This is a genomic window from Nocardiopsis lucentensis DSM 44048 (genome assembly GCF_000341125.1).
GTDB lineage: Bacteria > Actinomycetota > Actinomycetes > Streptosporangiales > Streptosporangiaceae > Nocardiopsis > Nocardiopsis lucentensis.
Genome location: NZ_ANBC01000910.1, coordinates 1 through 5,223, shown reverse-complemented (window position 1 = coordinate 5,223; position 5,223 = coordinate 1). Strand labels below are relative to the sequence as shown.

The window sequence follows — 5,223 nt, the reverse complement described above, 5'->3', positions numbered from 1 at the left end:
CGGACTCGGCGGCCCGCCGTGTGGCGTCGAGGTTCCCGGTGTGCCCGACCACGTCGATGTTGGCGAGGTTGGCCACGGTGAGGTCGATGTCATCACGGGCGCATGCCTCCGCCACGGTCTCGGCCACTCCCGCGGCGTTCATCTCCGGGTGCTCGTGGACCGGCCCGTCAGGAGCGCCGGTGACCCTGTGGTGCTCCTCCCCCGCCCTGGGGCGGGCGTCGCGGCCGTTGAGGAAGAAGGTGACGTGCTCGAACTTCTCCGGCTCCGCGACGCGCAATGTCCGCGCATCGGCGGTTTCGAGCACATCGCTGAGACCGCCCGAGGCGTCCGCCCGTGGGACGAGCGCTGGGATCTCGGCGCTCGTGTCGTACTGGGCGAGGCTGAGCAGGCGAACCCGTGTGCGACCGCTCTCGGCGAGCCCATCCGCGACCATGTCCGCCAGCGGGGCCGTCCGGTCGCTACGGAAGTTGGTGAACAGGACGCAGTCGCCGTCCTCGACACGTGCCGGACGCCCCGAGACACCGGTCACGGACNNNNCCCCGCCTGTGAGAGGTACGGCGGTTTCGGCGGTGGCGACGGTGCGTATCGCCTCGCCTTCGAGGAGCAGCCGCACGGCCGCGGCCGTCAGGTGGTCCTTTCCGCTCTTGTCCATCGCGTAGTCGCGCCCGACCACCCCGGAGACCGCGCCGATCCCCCGGTCACCGGTCATGGCCTCCAGCCGCGACAGGTAGTGCCCGGCCGTGCCGTCGGCCACGTCCCGACCGTCGGTGATCGCCCAGATCCGCACCCGGTGGAGCCCGGTGTTCCAGGCGGCCCGAAGGATCTCGGGCAGATGGTCGATGTCGGAGTGGATCCGTCCGTCCGAGCACAGTCCCACCAGGTGGAGGGTTCCCCCGTTCGACGCGAGTTCTCCGCACACGTCGCACAGCAGGGGGTGGGAGCGCAGGCCGCCCGAACGCACCTCGCGTTCGACGAGCAGGCTGTCGTATTCCACGGCACGGCCCGCCCCCATGACGAGGTGGCCGGTCTCCGAGTTGCCCACGGTTCCCTCCGGAAGGCCGACGGCGCTTCCGGAGGCGTCGAGCAACCGTCCGCCGCGTCCGCGGGTGAGGTCGTCGAGAACGGGGGTGTGTGCGGCGGTGAGGGCGTTCGCGGGTCCGGGGTCCGTGTGGCCCCACCCGTCGAGGACGAGCAGTACGCCCGGCGCGAGGGCGGTCACCGGCCACCTCGCAGGGACTCGAAGCGATCCCAGAAGTCGGGGAAGGACTTGGTGACGCACGCGGGATCACGGATGATGACACCGGGGGTGCGCAGGCCCGCCACGGCGAAGGCCATGGCGATCCGGTGGTCGTCGTAGGTGTCGATCACCGCCCCCTGGGGCTCCCCGCCGCCGTGGACCGTCATCGTGTCCTCGGTGGTGTCGACGGAGACGCCCATCTTCCGGAGTTCGGTGCTGACCGCGTCGATCCGGTCGCACTCCTTGACACGCAGGTTGCCGATTCCGGTGATGTGTGTCGTGCCTCGGGCGTAGGCGGAGACGACGGCCAGGGTGGGGGCGACGTCGGGCATGTTCGACATGTCGATGTCGATTCCGGTGAGCGGTCCGCCCGTGAGCGTGGTGCCGGTGGGGTCGGAGCTGGTGGAGCACCCCATGTCGGCGAAGGCGGTGACCAGGCCGACGTCCCCCTGGACGGAGTCCGAGTTGATTCCGGGGATGGTGACCCTCCCGCCGGTGATCGCGGCGGCCGCGAGGAAGTAGGACATGCCGGAGGCGTCGGGTTCCACCGTGATGTCGCCTCCGCGGTAGCGTGCGGCACCCGGTACGGCGTAGCGCTCGTACCCCGACCGCCAGAGGGGGACCCCGGCGGCGGCCATCGCGGCGATCGTCATGTCGATGTAGGGCTTGGAGACGGGGTCTCCGTCCACGACGAGCTCGAGGCCCAGCTCCGTTCCGGCCGAGCTGATGAGCAGGCTGCTCGTGAACTGACTGCTCACGGTTCCGTCGATACGGGCGAAGNCCCCCCGCCGATCTCGATCGGCGGTGAGCCGTTCCCTTCGGTGCTGCGGGCCTCGACGCCGAGCGAGCGGAGCGCTTCCAGGAGGTGGCCCATGGGTCGCTCGCGCATGCGCTTGTTCCCCGTCAGAACCGTTCGACCCTCCGCGAGGGCCGACATGGTGATCAGGAAGCGGATCGGCGTGCCCGCGTTCCCCATGTCGATGTCGGTGTCGGGTGCGCGCATGGGACGCCCGTTGGGGATCACGGAGAAGGTCTCGTCGCCGGCGTCGGCTTCGACGTCCACGTGTCCGAAGGAACGCAGGGCCTCGGCCAGGAGCAGGGTGTCCTGTGAGTGCAGGGCGTGGCGCAGGACGGTCGGTTCGGAGGCCAGTCCCGCGATCGTCAGGAACCGGTTGGTGTAGCTCTTCGATCCGACGACGGGGACTGTGGCGTCGACATCCTTGACGGGAGTGATGCCGACCTCGGGGAGGTCCATGATCGGGTTGCGGGTCGGTCGTGTCACGGCTGTGTCCATCCTTGGGTCGAGGGGAGGTGGGAGCGGGGACCGCGGGAGGCGGTCAGCCCTGCCGGTGGACCTTGTGCTGCGCGGCCTGGGCGCGTGGGCGCATGACGAGGAAGTCGACGTTCACGTGGGAGGGACGGGTGACCGTCCAGGCGACCGCGTCGGCGATGTCCTCGGCCACGAGGGGTCGGTCGACCCCCGCGTAGACGGCCGCGGCGCGATCGGTGTCTCCGCGGTAGCGGTTGAGGGAGAACTCCTCGGTGTGGACCATGCCGGGGGCGATCTCGACGACGCGCACGGGCTGGCCGCACAGTTCCATGCGCAGGGTCCCGGCCAGGGCGTGTTCGGCGTGTTTGGCGGCGCTGTACCCGCCGCCTCCCTCGTAGACGGTGAAGGCGGCGGTGGAGGAGATGAGGATGATGGTCCCGTCGCCGCTCTCGGTGAGGAGCGGGAGCAGGGCCTGCGTGGTGGAGAGGGCTCCCATGACGTTCGTCTCGAACATGGTGCGCCAGTCGGAGGGGTCGGCGTCGGTGACCTCCTCGGTCCCGATGGCGCCCCCGGCGTTGTTGACGAGGACGTCGCAGCGGACCAGGCCGTCGACGACGGTCGCGATGGCCGACGGATCGGTGACATCCATGGGCTGGACGTCGGCCGTCATCCCGTCCGCCGTGATGCGCTTGGCCACCTGTTCCAGAGCGCCCNNNNCCCTCGGCGGCCAGCCGGTGGGCGGTGGCCGCGCCGATTCCGCTTCCGGCGCCGGTGATGAGCGCGGTCCGTTGAGCGTCCTTCGGGGCAGGGCTCATCGGTTCGCCGCCCTTTTTGGATCGGGCGGTGTGGGAGAGGAAAGCGGTGCCTTGGTCTGGGCCAACCACACATGGGCCCCCGGCTGAAGGAGGAAACGGAGGTCCGTTCGGCTTCGCCCCGAGGTGTCGACCGATCCCCCGAGGAAGACTGCGTGGGCCTCGCCCGTGGATACGTCGGGAAAGTGGTCGGCGAGGGTGAAGGCCACCGGAGCCGAGGTGGGATTGTGCACGCCGAGCAGGCGGGTCGGCGTGTGTGGTGTGCGCGCGAGTCCGTGCGGTGCTGTGCGGAGGGAACTCCTCAGGCCGCCCCCCAGGGCCGGGGCCGATGTGGAGGCCGCCGGTGAGAGAACGTCGGACAGGTCCAGAGCATTCTCCGTGCAGGCCGACAGACTCTCGGTGTCAAGTGGATCGTGTGCTATTTCCTGGTGGCGTGGGCCAGATTTATCGGAGGCGCTCGTCATCGATTTATTTTCCCTCTCGTCTGTTTTCTCCGCGGTTATTTGACCCGGTCATGGGGGTGTCTGTCAACGGAGCTTCGGTTCGGAAATTCACCCTGCGAGCAGGGCGCGAAGGGAAAAGTATAAATCGCTGGAAGTGCTGTCAACGCGACGGCCGGAGGTCGTTGCCGAAGGGGCGGTGGCGGCCTATGTGGGACGGCGGCGGCACGGAAGGGTGGGGGTGCAAAATGTCGCTTTGATGCTGTTCGTGGTGGAATGTCGGCCATCCTTGCGCGGCAGGTCCCTGATGATGGGAAAAGAAGGCGAGGGCCTGGCGGAGGCGCGGATTCCCGCGGCGCGCGAACCTCGAAGCCAGCGGCCGGTTCTTCGGTGGGGGCGGAGTCAGGGCGCGGGCCCTCCGGGCCTGCCTCGGTGCGCGGTCGGCTGCCGTCCGACTGAGGAATTCCTCAGTCGCTACTGAGGCATCTTCTCGACGGGCCGTATCTGGGGAGGGGAACGAGTTTTCTGAGCAGCAGTGATGACTTCATGTGATCTATCGTCACCCTATGGGTTTGGTGGGGTCATCCGATCTCTTGTGTTTCACTGCTGATGGCCGAGTGCGTGTCATTCTCTGGACTGTCGGTCCGCGTGGCCCTGCCGGAGTTTCCCGGCAACGGGTAAGGTGGCACACTGGTTTCACGCACGGGCGATGGCTGTGTGGCGGGTGTACGTATGCCCAGAATAAATATTTTCGGCGATCAGAATCCACGGCGCAACCGGGGTCTCCATGAGATGGCCGGAATCGGACACGGGGGGCGGTATCCCTCCCTGGAGTTCGATGTTGGACACTGATGCACATGGCGATCATTCACAAGGCCAGTGTCACACCGAGTAAAATGACTTTGATCGGAGCCTGGCTGGACGGCCGTCCGTGGGCGGGCCGAGGACGTGACCAGGTGCTCGGAAAGTACAGATTCGACGATCCGGCGGGTGAGGTCGGGGTGGAGGCGTTCCTGCTCCGGCGCGGAGACCGTCTCATCCACCTGCCGTTGACCTACAGGGGCGCGCCACTGTACGGCCATGACGACCACCTCGTGGGAACCATGGAGCATTCCACTCTGGGAACACGCTGGGTCTACGACGGGACCGAGGACGAGGTGGCCGTCGCGTGCTATCGGCGGGCCCTGACCGGTGAGCAGGAGCAGGCTGAGATGGAGGTCTGGGAGGACGGCCGGATGGTGGAGCGGAGGGCACAGCAGGTCCTGGTCTCCACCGAATCCGGGGCCGATGCCGGTGGTGCCGGCACGGGCCCCGGCGGTCAGGTGCTGCTCCCGTACGTCCTCGACCGTGAACCCGAAGGGCGGCGCCGGCTTCGCGCCCGGTGGGGCGATGAACAGGTGGTGCTCGCGGCGCTCACCTAGTGCTGTGGCCGGAAACGTTCGTCCGGGTCAGTGATCGGTGTCA

2 protein-coding genes and 2 pseudogenes are annotated in these 5,223 nt (G+C 68.2%); 1 reads left to right on the top strand and 3 read right to left on the bottom strand.

Going from position 1 to position 5,223, the window contains the following annotated elements; all coding sequences use genetic code 11:
* The 3 genes and pseudogenes from D471_RS0131285 to D471_RS37245 form a co-directional block, all read right to left on the bottom strand.
* Positions 1 to 1,219: alkaline phosphatase family protein (locus D471_RS0131285; protein WP_017602258.1), on the bottom strand; the 1,219-nt coding region annotated here is incomplete at its 3' end.
* A pseudogene (aroA, locus tag D471_RS42240) lies at positions 1,216 to 2,492 on the bottom strand (3-phosphoshikimate 1-carboxyvinyltransferase). The gene D471_RS0131285 and the pseudogene aroA, both read right to left, overlap by 4 nt.
* Positions 2,493 to 2,574: 82 nt before the next feature.
* Positions 2,575 to 3,322 (bottom strand): annotated as a pseudogene (locus D471_RS37245) (SDR family oxidoreductase).
* A 1,294-nt stretch (positions 3,323 to 4,616) separates the two neighbouring features.
* Here D471_RS37245 and D471_RS0131270 point away from each other — a divergent pair.
* On the top strand, positions 4,617 to 5,180 hold the full coding sequence (locus D471_RS0131270) for a maltokinase N-terminal cap-like domain-containing protein (RefSeq protein WP_026128266.1): 564 nt from the start codon (positions 4,617 to 4,619) through the stop codon (positions 5,178 to 5,180).
* The last annotated feature ends 43 nt before the right edge of the window (positions 5,181 to 5,223 follow it).

Excerpts from the sequence above, each read along its gene's own strand:
- D471_RS0131270 (WP_026128266.1), top strand. The coding sequence starts at position 4,617 with ATGGCGATCATTCACAAGGCCAGTGTCACACCGAGTAAAATGACTTTG.